This is a genomic window from Marinibactrum halimedae, assembly GCF_021234875.1.
GTDB classification, from domain to species: domain Bacteria; phylum Pseudomonadota; class Gammaproteobacteria; order Pseudomonadales; family Cellvibrionaceae; genus Marinibactrum; species Marinibactrum halimedae.
Window position 1 is genome coordinate 53,459 of record NZ_JAJQVM010000024.1, and the last position, 15,485, is coordinate 68,943.

Annotated in this window: 15 protein-coding genes; 4 read left to right on the plus strand and 11 right to left on the minus strand. The window is 45.0% G+C overall.

Annotated elements, in window-relative coordinates; all coding sequences use genetic code 11:
• Positions 1-165 precede the first annotated feature (165 nt).
• From LU351_RS14210 to LU351_RS14220, 3 genes are all read left to right on the plus strand, one after another.
• Entirely contained in the window at positions 166-432 is a 267-nt protein-coding gene (locus tag LU351_RS14210) for a DUF4212 domain-containing protein (protein ID WP_232594751.1), read from the plus strand.
• Positions 433-441: 9 nt separating this feature from the next.
• Positions 442-2,172 (plus strand): sodium:solute symporter family protein, encoded by a 1,731-nt coding sequence (locus LU351_RS14215; RefSeq protein WP_232594752.1) that lies wholly within the window; start codon positions 442-444, stop codon positions 2,170-2,172.
• Positions 2,173-2,299: 127 nt separating this feature from the next.
• Positions 2,300-2,794: a hypothetical protein gene (locus LU351_RS14220; protein ID WP_232594753.1), complete on the plus strand. Its 495-nt coding sequence runs from the start codon at positions 2,300-2,302 to the stop codon at positions 2,792-2,794.
• 99 nt (positions 2,795-2,893) lie between these two features.
• On the opposite strand, the gene LU351_RS14225 is transcribed toward LU351_RS14220, so the two are convergent.
• The 3 genes from LU351_RS14225 to LU351_RS14235 form a co-directional block, all read right to left on the minus strand.
• Positions 2,894-3,724: a class I SAM-dependent methyltransferase gene (locus tag LU351_RS14225; RefSeq protein ID WP_232594754.1), complete on the minus strand. Its 831-nt coding sequence runs from the start codon at positions 3,722-3,724 to the stop codon at positions 2,894-2,896.
• A gap of 82 nt (positions 3,725-3,806) precedes the next feature.
• Positions 3,807-4,439, minus strand: coding sequence for a hypothetical protein (locus LU351_RS14230; protein WP_232594755.1), 633 nt, complete (start codon positions 4,437-4,439; stop codon positions 3,807-3,809).
• Positions 4,440-4,759: 320 nt separating this feature from the next.
• A complete protein-coding gene (locus tag LU351_RS14235; RefSeq protein WP_416053961.1) occupies positions 4,760-5,404 on the minus strand; it encodes a YiaD family glycine zipper/OmpA-like lipoprotein in 645 nt (214 codons plus the stop codon).
• Positions 5,405-5,862: 458 nt separating this feature from the next.
• Between LU351_RS14235 and LU351_RS14240 the strand changes: the two genes are divergently transcribed.
• Entirely contained in the window at positions 5,863-6,357 is a 495-nt protein-coding gene (locus LU351_RS14240; protein ID WP_232594757.1) for a leucine-rich repeat domain-containing protein, read from the plus strand.
• A gap of 25 nt (positions 6,358-6,382) precedes the next feature.
• On the opposite strand, the gene LU351_RS14245 is transcribed toward LU351_RS14240, so the two are convergent.
• The 8 genes from LU351_RS14245 to fabV all read right to left on the minus strand — a co-directional run bounded on the left by LU351_RS14245 (position 6,383) and on the right by fabV (position 15,481).
• Positions 6,383-6,664, minus strand: coding sequence for a PilZ domain-containing protein (locus LU351_RS14245; protein ID WP_232594758.1), 282 nt, complete (start codon positions 6,662-6,664; stop codon positions 6,383-6,385).
• 513 nt (positions 6,665-7,177) lie between these two features.
• Positions 7,178-8,035: an MBL fold metallo-hydrolase gene (locus tag LU351_RS14250; RefSeq protein WP_232594759.1), complete on the minus strand. Its 858-nt coding sequence runs from the start codon at positions 8,033-8,035 to the stop codon at positions 7,178-7,180.
• A gap of 39 nt (positions 8,036-8,074) precedes the next feature.
• Positions 8,075-9,250 carry an outer membrane protein assembly factor BamC gene (gene bamC / locus LU351_RS14255; RefSeq protein WP_232594760.1) on the minus strand — a complete coding sequence of 392 codons (1,176 nt, stop codon included), beginning with the start codon at positions 9,248-9,250 and terminating at the stop codon, positions 8,075-8,077.
• 260 nt (positions 9,251-9,510) lie between these two features.
• Positions 9,511-10,386, minus strand: a complete 876-nt coding sequence (gene dapA, locus LU351_RS14260; protein ID WP_232594761.1) for a 4-hydroxy-tetrahydrodipicolinate synthase — start codon at positions 10,384-10,386, stop codon at positions 9,511-9,513.
• Positions 10,387-10,542: 156 nt separating this feature from the next.
• Positions 10,543-11,478 (minus strand): LpxL/LpxP family Kdo(2)-lipid IV(A) lauroyl/palmitoleoyl acyltransferase, encoded by a 936-nt coding sequence (gene lpxL, locus LU351_RS14265; protein WP_232594762.1) that lies wholly within the window; start codon positions 11,476-11,478, stop codon positions 10,543-10,545.
• A 221-nt stretch (positions 11,479-11,699) separates the two neighbouring features.
• Positions 11,700-11,930 carry a DUF2789 domain-containing protein gene (locus tag LU351_RS14270; protein WP_232594763.1) on the minus strand — a complete coding sequence of 77 codons (231 nt, stop codon included), beginning with the start codon at positions 11,928-11,930 and terminating at the stop codon, positions 11,700-11,702.
• Positions 11,931-12,130: 200 nt separating this feature from the next.
• Complete coding sequence (locus tag LU351_RS14275) at positions 12,131-13,723, minus strand: isocitrate lyase (RefSeq protein WP_232594764.1); 1,593 nt, start codon at positions 13,721-13,723, stop codon at positions 12,131-12,133.
• A 567-nt stretch (positions 13,724-14,290) separates the two neighbouring features.
• On the minus strand, positions 14,291-15,481 hold the full coding sequence (gene fabV / locus LU351_RS14280) for an enoyl-ACP reductase FabV (protein WP_232594765.1): 1,191 nt from the start codon (positions 15,479-15,481) through the stop codon (positions 14,291-14,293).
• Positions 15,482-15,485: the final 4 nt, after the last annotated feature.

Below are 15,485 nucleotides of genomic sequence, written 5' to 3' on the forward strand. Positions count from 1 at the left end.
TCTCAAAAGAATACTCTTAGCGATGCCTCTTTTTTACTCGTTATGACTCATTTTAACTATCAGTATAAGAGTATCGACCATGGTCGACTGTTAGACCAAAGTAGAAAAGCTTCGCTCATCATGCGTTGCTAGTGTAGAGAAGTTACCCACAATAGGAGTTATTCCATGTCTGATAAAACTCAACACAATAAATACTGGCAGGAAAACCTTAAAATCATTGTTCCCCTCATGGTTGTTTGGTTCGTCGTTTCTTTTGGATGCGGCATCATCTTTGTTGATGAACTCAATAACATTCGTCTTGGAGGCTATAAGCTCGGCTTTTGGTTTGCACAACAGGGGTCAATTTATTGCTTTGTCTTACTAATTTATATCTATACCAAGCAGATGGCCAAGCTGGATAAAAAGTATTCTCTTGACGATGACAACCAATAGGAGACCACAATGGAACTACAAACACTGACTTATCTTGTCGTAGGCTTCACTTTTGCGGTCTATATTGGCATTGCTATCTGGGCCCGAGCGGGTTCAACCTCTGAATTTTACGTTGCCGGTGGTGGTGTTAACCCTGTAGCTAATGGTATGGCTACCGCTGCCGACTGGATGTCAGCGGCCTCCTTCATCAGTATGGCTGGTCTCATCGCATTCTTAGGTTATGGTGGATCCGTCTTTTTAATGGGGTGGACAGGTGGCTATGTCTTGCTTGCTTTGCTTTTGGCCCCTTACCTTAGAAAATTTGGCAAATTCACAGTGCCAGAATTTATTGGTGATCGCTTCTATTCCCGAACGGCACGTATCGTTGCTGTCTTATGTTTAATTTTAGCATCGGTCACCTATGTGATTGGACAGATGAAGGGCGTTGGCGTTGCGTTTTCACGCTTCTTAGAAGTGCAATATGAAGTGGGGCTATTGATCGGCATGGCAATTGTTTTTGTCTACGCCGTACTGGGGGGAATGAAAGGCATTACCTACACTCAAATTGCCCAATACTGTGTCCTCATTATGGCCTACACCATTCCGGCGATTTTCATTTCTCTGAATCTAACGGGCAACCCTTTTCCGCAATTGGGGCTAGGCTCCACCATGGCCGGAACCGACACTTTTCTCTTAGATAAGTTAGATCAAATGGTGGTCGAACTGGGTTTTGATCAATACACCACAAGCGCCAGATTAAGTCACCTGAATATGTTTGCCTACACCATGTCACTGATGATCGGTACAGCAGGCTTGCCTCATGTCATTATTCGGTTTTTCACTGTGCCTAAGGTGAGCGATGCAAGAAGATCAGCAGGCTGGGCATTAATCTTTATCGCCATTCTCTACACCACCGCACCTGCGGTAGCCGGAATGGCAAGATTAAATCTCATGAACACCATTGAACCCAGCCCTGGCAACTACTTAGCCTATGACGAGCGGCCTACTTGGTTTTCAAATTGGGAACAGACTGGGTTATTAAAGTACGAAGATAAAAATGGAGATGGACTCATCCAATACAGTGCGGATAACAATACCAACGAAATGGTAAAAATTGACCGCGATATTATGGTATTGGCTAATCCAGAGATTGCACGCTTACCTAACTGGGTCATCGCACTTGTTGCGGCAGGCGGGCTAGCAGCGGCATTATCAACAGCAGCCGGGTTATTACTGGCCATTTCTTCTGCCATATCTCATGATTTGCTCAAAGGCATTCTCAAGCCGGATATCTCTGAGAAGCAAGAGCTAAACGCCAGCCGGGTGGCGATGGCAGGGGCGATTGGAGTGGCTGGGTATCTCGGCTTTAATCCACCCGATTTTGCCGCCGGTACCGTTGCCATTGCTTTTGGCCTTGCCGCATCCTCTATATTCCCGGCACTGATGATGGGAATATTCAGTAAGAGAGTCAATAAACAAGGCGCGGTTGCGGGGATGATTGTGGGTATTACCGTTACCTTACTTTATGTATTCCAACATTTAGGCATTATGTTTATTCCTGGCACCAGCTTCTTAGGTGGCTTGGAGCCAAACTGGTTCTTAGGAATTGAGCCAAATGCCTTTGGTGCGATTGGTGCGATTGTTAACTTCGCCGTTGCGATCGGTGTTTCTCAATTTACAGAAGAACCACCAAAGCATGTTCGCGACTTGGTAGAAAATATTCGTATTCCATCGGGTGCCAGTGAGGCCGTTGGCCACTAAAACACCTTTATAGGAATCACGATACCAAATTGTACTTGGCTAGAGAACAATTTAGATTCTCCAGCCAAGTACAGGGGTTTAAGAACAACAATATTCGCTTTGCGATAGGTTTTTTGGGAGTTGAAAAATGCTTGGCAATAAACACCTAACAATGGCATTTCTAATTGCCCCGGTACTGGGCATCATGGGTTGGTATGCTGTAGATTACTTTGTCGCGCCGCCGCCCCAAAAAGCACAAAGTGGTGAAGCTTATGAATTAATGGCACATTCAAAATGCCGTTATACCAGCGGAGTTTGCTTACTGGAAAATGGTGATATCAAAGTCAGCCTGCGACCAACGAATGAAAAAAAGCACCTTGTACTTGAGGGCTTATTGCCTATAGAAGGGGCAAGAATACAGTGGCTTCATAAAACCGGTGAGCCCATTGATGAAGCCGTGTTCATCCCGTTATCAAAAAATGAATACACCGATGATAGTGAAGAAGGTGTAGTAAAATACGTGGCTGAACTTCCATCCGGAGCAAATGATGCTCAAGCGTTTCGTTTTGCCATGACCATTGCCGGCACTCACTACTACGCCGAAAGTACGACTTTATTCATGGAAAGGCAGTACTTTCAATAATCACTCAAAACAATAATCACTCAAAAAAATAAAAATAGACGAGAAAGATTAAATTACAACTTCTAGCTATTCACAATGTCACGCTATTCATTGTTTGACTCACAACGGCAACTTAGCAATCGTATACACATCAAAGCGACTCGATTTTCCTGCAATTTGATGGGAGGGAGTTTGCTCCCCAAGAAAAGGGGCTTTTTTAGGTCGCTTTACCACTACTCGGTATTTCGCTAACTCTATTGCAACGGATAACAAGTTATTGGCATCTTCATCTTTACCAATAATTTTTTGAAAAACCTGCATTTCTTTTTTTACCGCCGCACTGCTATTTTTCTCTGGGAACATCGGGTCTAAAAAAACAACATCAGGCGGTTCTTTAATACTTTGATTGACTTCCTGTAGCCATCGGTGCATCAACTTACTACTATCTCCCGGTATCAACGTGATTCGCTCGATAATATTAGTCAACTCAAAATTATCTGTATTACGTGCACGACTCAAGCCATCTTCGATTAACTGCTGTACAACTTTAGAACGCTCCATTAATGTCATTCGACACCCTAAACCTGCCAACACAAATGCATCACCGGCCAGCCCTGCCGTTGCATCCAACACATGAGGCCGGAATTGTTTTTTTACACCCACGGCCTTAGCCACCATTTGCCCCGTACCTCCACCATGTAATCGGCGGTGGTTAGCGGCTCCTCCAACAAAATCAACCCTGATGGAACCCGGTGATTTTTTACCTACTGTGCGTAATAATAAACCTTCATCGCCTAACACCAAATATACTGCACCTTCTTCTAGGCTCTGTACGCTTTGCAGTACCCGCCCACCCACCGCTGAAGCCACCAATTCAGCTTTCTCTATAAGAGCATCACTGGGTTCTGGTGTTGAGAGAATAACGTCGATTTTTTCTTTGAAATTTTCCATTAGACTGGGAGCTTCATTCTTAATACTTGTCCTGCTCTTGGGTGGTAAAAACACATCACCCATTTCACCCATTTACACCGCATTAATTCACCACTGGCGTATTGTCACTGTTTACAGTGTCAGAATTGCTTTCTTCACTTGATACAACAATGCCACTGAAGAGTTGTGCCGCTTGACCCATGGTTAGAATATCTTGGCAGTTCTCTACCACCAGAGCATTAGACGAATTATAGGAAGCAAAAATAACATACCGACTATTTTTGACTAACGACTTATCGCAAGACGTGTAAGGCACTTCTAACCAAAAGTGTTGTTCTTGATTTCCCTTCCATATTAACTCTGGAAACAAATGATAATTCGTTCCGCTGGAAGCATACACGCCCGAACGGGACAACGAGACATCTACTAATTCCTTCGCTTCACGCACCAGCACCTGTTCCACCACATCCACATCTGAAAAACGTTTCTCATAAAATTGTTGAAATTTAATACGGTTTTCTTCTCTCTCAGATGAAGAGCTTTCTAAGGCTGGCGGTGTGGTCAACGTAGGTTTAGATTCATCTGCATACAGCCAAGGGGACACCAACAATAAGAGAATACCAAAAACAGACCAAACACATCGCCAACAACGCCCCGCCATGTGTGTACTCACCCTATTATCTTTGTTATTTTTTTGACTCATACCCAAACCGTCATCATTGCTACTTATTTTCAATACCCCTTTCTTTCTGACTAAAAAACAAGCAAAAATAAACATTGGGGCAAGCCATACTTAGGCACCAACCATATCATGGTTAGCGTAGCAATGGATCAAAGAGGTGCTTTCTTAATATCTAATTAAATACAGCGGACATTAAATCTCGTCGACATGACCAGATGCAAGAAGGAAAAAACAGATAAGGTAAAAACGAGACAATAAACTCGATCATAAAGGCAGAGGGAAAAGTAAAGATACCTTGAGAAAAATCACTTAATGCTCCCAAGGTACTCTACTTGTGACATCAGAAGATCACAAAAATAAGCACTTTTTTAAGCTTATAATGGCAGCAATTCGAGTTCTACACGACGGTTGGCTGAGCGGCCAGATGATGTACTGTTACTGGCTACAGGGTAGCGAGGACCATAACCTGCCGCTTGAATACGGCCCGACTTAATTTGCTTATTCACCAAATAGCCACGAACCGATTCTGCACGCTGCTCACTCAATGTTTGGTTTGTACTTAAGCTTCCTGTGGAATCGGTATGGCCTGCAACTTTAATTGCGGTTTGATCAAATTCCACCAATACCAAGGCAACAGAATCAAGCACGTTATAAAATTGCGGACGGATATTATATTGCCCGGTATTAAAAGTAATGTTACCTGGCATAACCAAACGAATGTTGTCACCTTCACGCTGAACTTGAACACCACTACCGGCCAATCGTTCGCGTAAGGCCGCTTCTTGTCGATCCATGTAGTAACCAATACCACCCCCTACTGCACCGCCGGCTACCGCCCCAGCTAACGCTCCCTTTCCACGATCATCTTTATTGGCTGCCGCACCAAGAACTGCACCGGCGATAGCCCCAATACCTGCCCCTTTTGCAGTGTTACTGGTTTTTTGCTGTCCAGTATAAGGGTCAATACTGGTACAACCCACCGCAACTGCCATCGCACTCACCAATGCTAACTTCTTGATCATGTTCATCTCCACTTTTTCTCTAACCGGAATTTTCAACCACCTTGAGCTTACTGTGCTTACTCCGGAATCACTGTTCTAATGTAATTGGACTCTTTTTGGCCATTTTTTATTCAACCACTGCCCACAATAACCTTTCAGGGTTTCAGCTGCTCAAAAGCAGCCGAACTCTTAACCTTTTCCAATAAGGTAACCAGGGCCCGATGACCACTAGCTGAACGACCAACTGAATTCTATGCCCTCACTGTAGGAGTTTCACTGTCTTTTTGAGAAGAAAACAAAGAATTGAGTAGCAATTATGAATCGTTTGTTTATTCAGCAATATTATGTACAAATAAAAAAGGCTTGTTGATCTACGCAGTGCTGATCACAATCCTTCTCTCAAGAAAACGTTACAAACCGTTGTTACAACTTATTGGAAGCCTATCGAGAAAATGTGTATCGCAAAACGTTCAAACATGATGATGTTAATCTTAATGGTCTTGTTCAACCTCACCGGTTGTGAGGGTTATCAATGGCAAGTCAATGACAGAGCTGTTTATACACCGCCATCAACATTAATTGACATTCAAGCAACAGACTTCGCCTTACGAGCGTGTATTGATCAAACCATAAAAGATCAAAACATTACCTCAGCAAATCAACTCACCACTCTTATCTGTACGAATGCAGGCATCGTCTCTATAGAAGGGCTCAACCAATTTAATCAGTTAGAACAAGTTAATCTTGCCAATAACACCATCAGTTCTGTTTCAGGTCTGATTGGAATGAGCGCAATAGTGAAATTATCGCTGGAAAATAACGATATCAAAGAGATACAGCCTTTGTTGGGGCTAATGAAGCTGACATCACTGAATCTTGCCGGCAATAGCGCACTCCCCTGTGAGGGAGTGGCTCAGCTATCGGCTCAAGTTTCTTCGGTGTATGCACCTGAGCACTGTACTAGGCACTAAACTGAATTAAGCGCTAGGTGACGGCTTAAAACTGGACACCCGCGCCAGTAAACATTAAACCAATAATGTTTTTATTCTGGTGGCGTACGGTCATTGGCACTGGCTGTTCGTTCACCACACCTGCTACCTTTCGGAAAATGACATTAACGACGGTTCCAACCGGCGGCTTTACTTCAGTCTCCAGTAATACCGAGGCCCCTCCGTCAGAGATATCTCTCGAATAACCAACAATGGTGCCAAACGCAGCGTGAGTCATCTCTACGCGAATTGATGTCGGGCGCCTATCAAAACGACGGCGTTCATCCATAGGTGTACCTCCTAACCATTTATTCTTTTCAGTTCTTATCGCTTTTAAGAATATTCTAAATAAAAGCGCTCTTCACTCTTGGCGATGAATTTAATATAGCTGCAATTTCTATCTTTGGTTTTGAAGTATGCAACCATTCCCAATAGCATTTTCCCATATAGCAAGCAGACAAACTGCCGATTAGCACTGATACCCTAATCGGAGTAACCCACAGATTCTGTGGATAAAACTGTGAACAAAATGTAGCCACACCAATACAGCACACACCTATACAGCACACACCTATACTGTATTGAAACAAAATGGTCATACAATAATCATTTATAAAATGCTTTAAGTTTCAATATATTATAGAGTGCTTTTAAAGCACTTTAAGGAGAAATACACTTTATAGAGTGCACAAAAGACAGGCGTATTTGTTGTGGAAAAAGTATTTAAAGAATGATAAAGCAAACACCAGATATCGATTTGTCACAAGTACCTTCTTTCACACATACCGAGAATTAACACATTCTAAGCGCTTAATAATGGTACTGCTTCGCAAGCTACATCCAACAGAGGATTGATCGATTTTTCTTCTTCACCCATCGTCCTTTGCTGGCCTTTCAATTCTACCCAATCGAAACCTTCTTCTTGGGACGCTAGCAACATGTTGGGAACCGCGTGTTCAATCGGCTCGAACGCTTCGCAAACTCGCTTGAGGTCATTATTTTTCTGGCTAATATGCGCCAACACTAGGGTTTCTAAATAAGAAATATCAATTGATTGGAAAAAATCTGCAGCTTGTTGGTTACTAAGGTGTCCCCAAAGCCCAGCAACACGGCGCTTTAAGGAAGGAGGGTAAGGGCCCATGGCAAGCATTTTAGGGTCATGGTTTGCCTCCAAAACTAGCCCATGACACCCGTGGTAAGCGTCAATAACGTGTTGAGATACGCTACCCAAATCGGTCAAAACACCTAAGCGTTTTTTTTCACCCTTTAGGCCACTCTCAAATACAAATTGAGCAGGTTCTCGAGCATCGTGAGGAACTGCAACAGGAGTCACAAAGAGGCTACCAATGGTAAAAGGAAGATACCCCTCAATGTAATGCATCTGACGAATCACACCAATATCTTTACTGCGATGCGTACCCGGTGTCATGAATACAGGAATATCAAATTTACGTGACAAAGGGCCCACACCTTTTATGTGATCCCCATGTTCATGAGTGACCAACAGCGCATCCAATTGAGAAGGGGCAATGGAAAGTTCAGCTAACCGAGCAGTCGTGTGCTTTACCGTAAATCCACAATCTACCAACACAGTGGTTTGACCCGACTGCACCACCAACCCATTACCTTTGCTGCCACTACCTAATGATGCAAAACGCACCTAAGCCCCCAAGCTCAAAACAGATCAAATATTCGCGACTTAAATAAGATTATTGCGTAATAACCCAAGCAAACGACGAGTTTCTTTCTCGCCCATAAGCTTAGCGTAAGCATCACGAATACGTATTTCTACCACTTTCCCTTCAGAAGTTGAGGACTCTTTTACAGCAACGAGATAACCCGGCGCATCATCAATATCCACCAGCTCACCTTCTAACTCTTTTGTGTTGCTCTCAAGAGAACTGGAAACAAACTGTGTCATATTGGTGTCAGACGCTTGTGCCTGTAAAAGTTGCTCTAATGTGTAAGGCGATGTAGGCACTTCCTGCTCATCGCCACCAAAAAGCTTACTGAACCAACCTGGTTCTTCATCACTCTCTGGGTTAGGCTCTTCGTACTGGGTATAAAAAACACCCTTGTTATCATCAAGCCCCCATAGGTAAAAACCCCTATCCTTCAAAGCGTGGCTGACACTGGCCCAAGCACGACCATACTCTAAGTGCAGTTGTAAAACAGGTTCATTATTGGCGTCACTGGTGATAGAAACCTTTTCTTTACCACCGATGGTTTGTGCTAATAACGAAGACGAAGAGGCATTCAACTGATTGGCCAGTACGCCAGCCACTTCATCCACCATCCAAGCTTCACGCTCTGGGTCACTGGAATACGTCGGCCAATCAATGGGCTTATTTTGGTTATCGGTAGCAGTACCCACATGACGAATATGGACTTCAGCACTCTCTGGCTGAATGCCTTGCTCAATGGTAATTCTGAAACGGTGACTGCTACCCTCTTCCCCCACAAACTCTAACCATGTGGTTTCAATCACACCGCTAGAAGCATCTGTGCGCGCTACAGGGTAGTTGTTTTCTCCTAAGTAAGCCCTTACTTGAGGCCAAACTTCTGAAGGCGAATGAGTAATGAATATCCAGCGATCCTGGCCCAGCTTTTGAATTTTTACTTGATCTTCAAGCAGGGCACTGGAAAGTGGCAACGGGCGGGGAGCTTCAAACGATTGCTCATAATCGTAACCAGAATCGTTAATATCGGGCACAACATAAATTTGAGAAAACCGACCAGTACTTTCCTGGCTACCGGGAACGACCATGACTGGAATCGGTTCGGCTTTCAAGTAATCATCCCCACGATCCCGAAAGACTCCTTCTTCTCCGAAGAGGGTGCTACAACCCGCAATGGGTAGCAAACTTACCAGCATTACACTTCTGACTATCGATTTTTGCATCATATTTTCTAGCTACCACCAAGCGCACGATTACATGCTATCCACATTAAAGCTGTGCGTGTTAGAACCATCAAATGTGTTTTGGTTCTATCTTTATTGCAGACTCATTTTATTACAGACTCGCTGTTAGCCCGTCTGTTATGAGTCCGTCTGTTGTCAGCCCGTTGCCCGTTTGTTGTTAAGTAAGTGCGTGTTATTGAGCTTTACTCTATAAACGTTCTATATCACAACAATCACAATACACCAGACTGCTTCATCGCCGTCATCACAGCATCATGATAACGCTCATCCAACTCTGTCATTGGCAAACGAATGCCTTTTTGAATTTTACCCATTTTCATCAGAGCCCACTTCACCGGAATAGGGTTGGATTCTACAAACAACCCTTTATGGAGTGGAACCAAAGTGTCGTTCAATGCATGGGCTTCATCGGCCTTTCCTGACAGGGCAAGTTCACACATCTGTGCCATCGCTTTTGGTGCAACATTCGCCGTCACACTGATATCACCTGCACCACCAACCAACATTAGCTCTAATGCGGTCAAGTCATCGCCAGAATACACGGCAAAATCATTATCACATGCCTCAATGAGATGACGAGCACGCTCAATATCGCCTGTGGCTTCCTTCACACCGATAATATTGTCAACTTTTGATAAACGAATGACCGTCTCTGGCAGCATATCAATGCTGGTTCGGCCAGGAACGTTGTATAAAATTTGAGGAATGTCTACCGCCTCGGCAATGTGGCGATGATGTTGAAACAAGCCTTCTTGTGTCGGCTTATTATAATAAGGCGTTACCAATAGACATGCATCGGCACCTGCGGCTTTTGCTCCTTGGGTTAACTCAACCGCTTCTTGTGTAGAATTCGCGCCCGTTCCTGCAATCACCGGAATGCGACCTGCCGTTTGATCCACAACGCGTTTGATCACCACTGCATGCTCTTTCATATCGAGCGTTGCCGACTCGCCAGTGGTACCGACCGCAACGAGTGCATGAGTGCCACTTTCTATGTGCCACTCCACCAATGCATCAAGGGCGGCCCAATCAATATCATTACTTTCTGTCATCGGGGTTACGAGGGCGACTGCACTACCTTTGATCATTTCATTCTCCGTTGCCACGCTCGCGCAGCGTTGTTTTTCTATTGTTTACACTGTTCATTTAAAGGGCGTAATGGTACTGACGCACCACCATTGAAACAAGCTCCACAGTATGCGCTACGAAATCTATTACCAACCGCTTAATGTGCATTCGCTTCTTTAAGAGGATGAAGGTTTAGGAACCACTTTCTTACTGAGCTTGCCATACACACCACGTTCACCCGGTGGACGGGTTTTAAATCGGCGATGCACCCAAAGGTACTGCTCAGGGTATTCCCGAACAGCGGATTCAATCATGGCATTAACACGTTCGGCATCAGCCACATCATCGCCACTAGGAAAATCCGCTAACGGCGGTAAAATTTTGATGTAATAACGACCATCATTTCCACGATGATCAAGAATGGGAATCACCGGCACACGACCTACTTTGGCAAACCGAGACGTGGCCGTAATCGTTGCTGCAGGAATCCCAAAGAAATCTGCAAAAACACCCTGCTTGATACCGTAGTCCTGATCAGGCGCATACCAAACCACACGCCCTTCCCGCAATCGACGGAGTGTGCCACGCACATCTGCCCGATCTATCAAGCGACACGCCTCATGGTGACGAGTACGCTGACGGGTTTGAATAAAATCATAGACTGGGTTTTTGTGAGGGCGATACATCATATCCACTCGGCTTACAGTCGAGTTCACCGCAACGCCGGTCATTTCAAGGGTGGTAAAATGCATCCCCAACAATAAAGCACCAGACTCCAACCCAGCCACCTGTTCCGCTCCTTCAATTACAAACAACTTCTGTAAGCGACGCTTCGACCAAAACCATGACATACCGGTTTCAAACATGCCCATCCAGGTGTGGTACATGTTCTTACGCACCATCGCCCTTAACTCTTCTGGTGACTTCTCTGGAAAACACAGAGACAAATTTCGGTAGGCAATAAATGATCGCTTTGGCGCTAACCAGCGCATTGTAAAGGCCATGCATCGAGCAATGCCACGCAATACCGGTAACGGTAGCTGAGAAATCAGCGCCCACATCCCCATGAGAATCCAAGTGAGCCAATACTTGGGATGAAATAATGCCTTCACCAATTCAGCCTTACTGATATGAAATGAGTTTTTGTCCGCAGTAAAAATAGGGAGGACAATAAAAGAAGGGGGATTATAGGGACTACGCTTAACCAAGCCCAGCACTGATCATATACAATCAGTCAGCATGGGCTTTAGCCAACGGTAAAACCGTCATTTACTGCCGGTATCAAACACGTTTACCGAAAATATTGATGTCTAAAACTCCAGGTAGTCCACAATTACTCCCTCATTCGAGCATCCAATAAATCAACCCATTCAGTCCAATCAGAATCCGACTCCAGCGCCTCTTTTAAAAACTCCACTTGAGATGGCGACCAAAACTGGGCCTGAGTAATTTTTAACTCATGGGGAATACGATGAGCAGAAATAAACTTATCAATGGCGGTTTCATCGCTGGCTAATCCAAGCTGCTCAAATAAGCTCGACATTGAATGAACGGACATATCCATTAAAGGCCTCCTACGGAGAAAAATGATTATGTAACTGTATCAGGCTTTTTTGCCTGTTCAGTTTGAAGTTTAGCCGCTTCCTCCAAGATTAAGTCGCCCAAAACTCACCATCAAAAAATCATCACCCATAAAAAAGCCCCGGTATTCATACCGAGGCGTTTCACTAAAACGTTTCTATATGACGCTTATATAGAAGGCGCTTAGAATTGGTTCATGGTGTTGTCTTCACCAGCGGCTTTCAACGCTGCATCACCAGAGAAGTACTCTTTGTGATCGTCACCCATGTCAGAACCGGCCATGTTTTGGTGTTTCACACACGCAATACCTTGACGAATCTCTTTACGCTGAACGCCCGCAACGTAACCCAACATGCCTTGCTCACCGAAGTACTCTTTGGCCAAGTTGTCTGTAGACAACGCTGCCGTGTGGTAAGTTGGCAAGGTAATCAAGTGATGGAAGATACCCGCTTCACGAGCCGCATCGGCCTGGAAGCTCTGGATACGCTTATCCGCTTCAATAGACAACTCAGAGTCATCGTACTCTTCGCTCATCAACTTCGCGCGATCGTAAGCAGAGACGTCTTTCCCTTCTTCGCTCCAGGCATCAAACACTTGCTGGCGGAAATTTAATGTCCAGTTGAACGACGGAGAGTTGTTGTAAACCAATTTCGCATTAGGCACTTCTTCACGAATACGGTTCACCATGGCAGCAATTTGACCGACGTGAGGCTTTTCAGTCTCAATCCACAGCAGGTCAGCGCCGTTTTGCAGTGAAGTAATACAATCTAGAACCACACGATCTTCGCCGGTACCTGGCTTAAATTGGAACAAACCGGACGCCAAACGCTTAGGCTTCAACAATTTACCGTCGGCCTTCACCACGACATCACCATTGGCGATATCATCGGCACTAGCAACATAGTCGCCATCAAGGAAGGAGTTGTACTTATCACCCAAGTCGCCTGGCTCTTTGGTCACCGCGATTTGCTTGGTGAGGCCCGCACCTAGGGAGTCAGTACGCGCAACAATCACACCGTCATCTACACCCAACTCTAAGAAGGCATAACGAATCGCGCGGATTTTCGCTAGGAAATCTTCGTGAGGAACGGTGACTTTACCGTCTTGGTGGCCACACTGCTTCTCATCAGACACTTGGTTTTCGATCTGAATACAGCAGGCGCCAGCTTCGATCATTTGCTTAGCCAACAAGTAAGTGGCTTCTTCGTTACCAAAACCGGCATCGATGTCGGCAATAATGGGAACAACGTGAGTTTGGAAGCCTTCAACTTTGGCCAATACTTCAGATTCTTTTGCAGAGTCACCCGCTTTACGAGCGGCATCCAACTCACGGAATAAGCCGCCTAACTCACGGGCATCCGCTTGACGCAAGAAGGTGTAAAGCTCTTCAATTAGGCCAGAAACAGAGGTTTTTTCATGCATTGACTGGTCTGGCAGTGGGCCAAACTCAGAACGCAATGCCGCGATCATCCAGCCAGAAAGGTACAAGTAACGACGATCCGTGCTATTGAAGTGCTTTTTAATGGAGATCAGTTTTTGCTGACCAATAAAGCCATGCCAGCAGCCCAAAGACTGTGTGTATTGAGCGGTATCATTATCGTAACGCTCCATGTCGGCACGCATAATTTTCGCCGTGTACTTGGCAATATCCAAACCCGTTTTGAAACGGTTTTGTGCACGCATACGCGCGGCGTATTCTGGGTTGATTGCGCTCCACGTATCGTTAGCACTGACTACTGTTGAGATGGCGTCGATGTCATCGGCGTACTTGGTCATGTCGTTCCCCTATTCTGTATGACGTTTGGGTGAATCGTTTAGGTGTGGACTCAGTGTACGAAGCCCAATCAAATTTATCTAATTTATAGACTTTATCTCTAGCATTTCTATAAGTGATAGACAAATGGGGCGAAATTTTATCGAAACCTCTAAAAATCGCAGTAAACACCCGGAAATCAGACAAAATCGTTCTAGGCATTTGACATAAAGCTCGATTCCAACCCGAATAAGGCCCAATAAGGGAGCGGATAGAGCATTATTCTGAGTGATGACCAAAATAAACTCTATCAATTAAATCGATGTTGGTACTGCCCCTTCGCAACAACAGTAAGAATAGTCAGCAAAGGCAATTGGGCAGCCGAAGAGAAGAGATAACGCAATAAAAACAAAAAACCCCCTGCTAAGAGGGGGTTAGTATGATGACTATGGCCTTTTCTGTTCGCATGTGGGGTTGATGACCTAGGTTACAACAAAGATCGAAACCGCTATAACTAACCTTAAACAGCAGCACCAAACAGGGAGACCTTCAAAAAAAGACGTGCCTGCGAACTGCGAACAAAGAGACACTTACGAAAGAAAACTCGCCTCAACCAATGGCGAGGTATCGGCCTCGTAGTCAACTCCATCCACACCAAAACCAAATAATCGCAAGAATTCCGCGTTATAGGTTTTGTAATCGGTTAATTCAAACAGGTTGTCTTCGGTGACTTCCGGCCAAACTGCTTCCACGCTGGCCTGAGTTTGCGGGCTTAACTCTTTTTCATCCACTCGCAAGCGTTGATCGTCATCGATACGTGGAGAATCTGTATATAAACACTCCGTAAACAAACGGTAAAGTTGCTCAATACAACCCTCATGGGTGCCTTCTTCTTTCATGACCTTGAATAAAATAGACATATAAAGAGGCATAACAGGAATGGCCGAGCTTGACTGAGTAACGACCGCTTTCAATACCGAAACGTAGGCCTCAACATTTTGACTGGAAAAGCGCTCACGTATCGCAACTGCGGCACGATCCAAATCTTCTTTCGCTTTACCAATGGTCGCCTTGCCATAAATAGGCCAAGTCAGCTTATCGCCTAAATAGGTATAGGCTGACGTTTTACAGCCCGGAGCCAAGACATCGGCTTGGGCTAGGGCTTGCATCCACAGTTCCCAATCTTGACCACCCATCACATTCACCGTGGCCTGAATTTCTTCTTCCACCGCAGGTTCAACCGTAATGTCGGCAATTTTAAGCGTATCGGTGTTCAGGTTTTTCGCGGTATAACCTTCGCCAATAGGCTTTAAAACGGATGAATAGGTTTCCCCTGAATCAGGGTCCGTGCGGCGAGGTGACGCCAAGCTGTATACAACCAGATCCACCTGACCCATATCCGCCTTAATGGCTTCAATGACTTTGGCTTTCATTTCATGAGAAAACGCATCCCCATTAAAACTTTTACTGTAAAGACCTGCCTCTTTCGCAGCGGCCTCAAATGCCGCCGAATTGTAGAAACCCGCAGAGGCGGTTTTGCGCTCAGTTGGGGCTTTCTCAAAAAACACCCCCATGGTTTTGGCCTGACAACCAAAAGCCGCTGTAATACGAGATGCCAATCCGTACCCGGTTGATGCGCCAATCACGAGAACATTTTTTGGCCCATCAGCCACCGGCCCTTGGGATTTCACATAATCGATCTGTTCTTGAACATTCGCAGCGCACCCTGCAGGATGAGCATTAATGCAAATAAAACCACGGACTTTGGGTTTAATAATCATTGTT

What these genes read in the sequence shown, in the direction of transcription:
- fabV (WP_232594765.1), bottom strand. Translation starts at nt 15,481, where the DNA reads ATGATTATTAAACCCAAAGTCCGTGGTTTTATTTGCATTAATGCTCAT.
- LU351_RS14220 (WP_232594753.1), top strand. Translation starts at nt 2,300, where the DNA reads ATGCTTGGCAATAAACACCTAACAATGGCATTTCTAATTGCCCCGGTA.
- LU351_RS14275 (WP_232594764.1), bottom strand. Translation starts at nt 13,723, where the DNA reads ATGACCAAGTACGCCGATGACATCGACGCCATCTCAACAGTAGTCAGT.
- bamC (WP_232594760.1), bottom strand. Translation starts at nt 9,250, where the DNA reads ATGCTGGTAAGTTTGCTACCCATTGCGGGTTGTAGCACCCTCTTCGGA.
- dapA (WP_232594761.1), bottom strand. Translation starts at nt 10,386, where the DNA reads ATGATCAAAGGTAGTGCAGTCGCCCTCGTAACCCCGATGACAGAAAGT.
- LU351_RS14225 (WP_232594754.1), bottom strand. Translation starts at nt 3,724, where the DNA reads ATGGAAAATTTCAAAGAAAAAATCGACGTTATTCTCTCAACACCAGAA.
- LU351_RS14270 (WP_232594763.1), bottom strand. Translation starts at nt 11,930, where the DNA reads ATGGATATGTCCGTTCATTCAATGTCGAGCTTATTTGAGCAGCTTGGA.
- LU351_RS14210 (WP_232594751.1), top strand. Translation starts at nt 166, where the DNA reads ATGTCTGATAAAACTCAACACAATAAATACTGGCAGGAAAACCTTAAA.
- LU351_RS14215 (WP_232594752.1), top strand. Translation starts at nt 442, where the DNA reads ATGGAACTACAAACACTGACTTATCTTGTCGTAGGCTTCACTTTTGCG.
- LU351_RS14240 (WP_232594757.1), top strand. Translation starts at nt 5,863, where the DNA reads ATGATGATGTTAATCTTAATGGTCTTGTTCAACCTCACCGGTTGTGAG.
- LU351_RS14245 (WP_232594758.1), bottom strand. Translation starts at nt 6,664, where the DNA reads ATGGATGAACGCCGTCGTTTTGATAGGCGCCCGACATCAATTCGCGTA.